We start from the raw sequence: 1,509 nt of genomic DNA on the forward strand, positions 1-1,509 counted from the left end.
ACTGTAGTTTAGACTAAAAAATGAGCGTAGCTAAAAGTAGCCACCTTTGAATCTCAGGCAAGCTGTTGCTTAAAAACTCAAGAGGGAGAAGATTAAATAGCTAATCTTGAAGACTTTTTACGTCGAGAAACCCGTTTTTTGACAGTGGGATATCGCGGTGCTACCGTCCGTACCCTTCCTTTTTCCCAGCCGGGGGATTTTCCCCTATGTTTAGGCATTTTTGTGGGAGTACCAATGTCAACTAAAAGCGAAAACATTGATTGAGCAACACGTCCAGGGGTAAAATTAATGGTAGCAGATTGCCAAGGTAAGACATTCTCAACCACTAAATCCCTAGCTAGCCAGAGTTGCCAACTCATCAACGGCATTAAATCACTCCAACGCTCGGATTGTTCAGGGGTTCTCAAATTAGGCAATGTCCAATGCAATCTTTGCTTGGCAAACCTATACCAATGATCGACTCCAAAACGTCGTAAATATTTGAACCAGACTGTTTCCAAAGGTAGAGTTCGTTCTCCAACCCAAGCCAACCATAAGGGTGGAAACGGCTGACCATTTGACATGGGCTTCATTCTTTCGATCAGAATTAAATTGACTTTTTGTCCAGGGGCGCGATAAAAATGCAAGTCAATCCATTGTTTGACTCGGACTTTTCCCAAATCTGGATGTTCGTCAATTTCAATCTCTGTATCCTCTTGAAGCCATGTGGTTGGGTCATTGAGTCTCATTTTTTGCCCATGTTTCCGTGGTCTACCGCGACCACTATAAGCTGGTGGTGCTGACCACAAGCAGGCATTTTTTCGGACTCTCATTAAACAATCAGCAGGGATGGAAGCTTGCTTTAGCGCTAGCACCCAGCTTGCATTCCCATATTCTCGATCTAAAACTGCTAAAACTGGATTGACGCTCTGTTCACAGACAAGTTTGAGTTGGGAAGCTGCTTGAAGTATGGGTGAAGACCCACTACTAATTCTTTCATGGAGCAGGGGTAATGCCCAACTTCCTTGAGCTTCAGGTATCCACGCAATGGTACTGTATCCCTGACCCACAATTACACCCCTTTGATATTCATGGGTTCTATCTTGTAACGTTTTGGCATCTCGTCTCCCCCATGCAGTGTGGTCGATTGCCACTAATATGTGTTCCTTTGGGGGTGCTTCTTTCTGTAATTGCTCCAGATACAGCAGCATCAGTTTTTTTCGGTCTGGTCTACAGTCTTGTAAAGCTTCATAGATGCTTGGCCATTGACGCTTAAATAATGGATTGAGTGAAAATTCCGCTAAACATGACGCATTCGGAGTGGTCATCACTGCATCCATCAGCTCGAATGTGGCATCCTTGGCTTTCACTAATAACTCGTATGCTGCTTGACGGAATTCCTTTAATCGTTCACTGTTCATTTAGGGAGTGGATAGGTTTTCTTTTTCACCCTTATTCTCTCCCGGCGCGGTGGCTCTAGTTCTTCTTTTGCCACCGTTCTCATCTTTGGTTAGTCTAAACTACAGTTAA

The 1,509-nt window shown here is 44.0% G+C and carries 1 protein-coding gene; it reads right to left on the reverse strand.

The features are described from left to right. Positions 1-92 precede the first annotated feature (92 nt). The gene (locus QUB13_RS30305) at positions 93-1,400 is read right to left on the reverse strand and encodes an NF041680 family putative transposase (protein ID WP_333388767.1); all 1,308 of its coding nucleotides are present in this window, start codon (positions 1,398-1,400) and stop codon (positions 93-95) included. Positions 1,401-1,509 lie beyond the last annotated feature (109 nt).

The organism is Microcoleus sp. B4-D4, assembly GCF_036705185.1.
Classification (GTDB): Bacteria; Cyanobacteriota; Cyanobacteriia; order Cyanobacteriales; family Microcoleaceae; genus Microcoleus.

Bases quoted from the DNA above. Each gene is read 5' to 3' on its own strand.
- QUB13_RS30305 (WP_333388767.1), bottom strand. From the start codon at position 1,400: ATGAACAGTGAACGATTAAAGGAATTCCGTCAAGCAGCATACGAGTTA.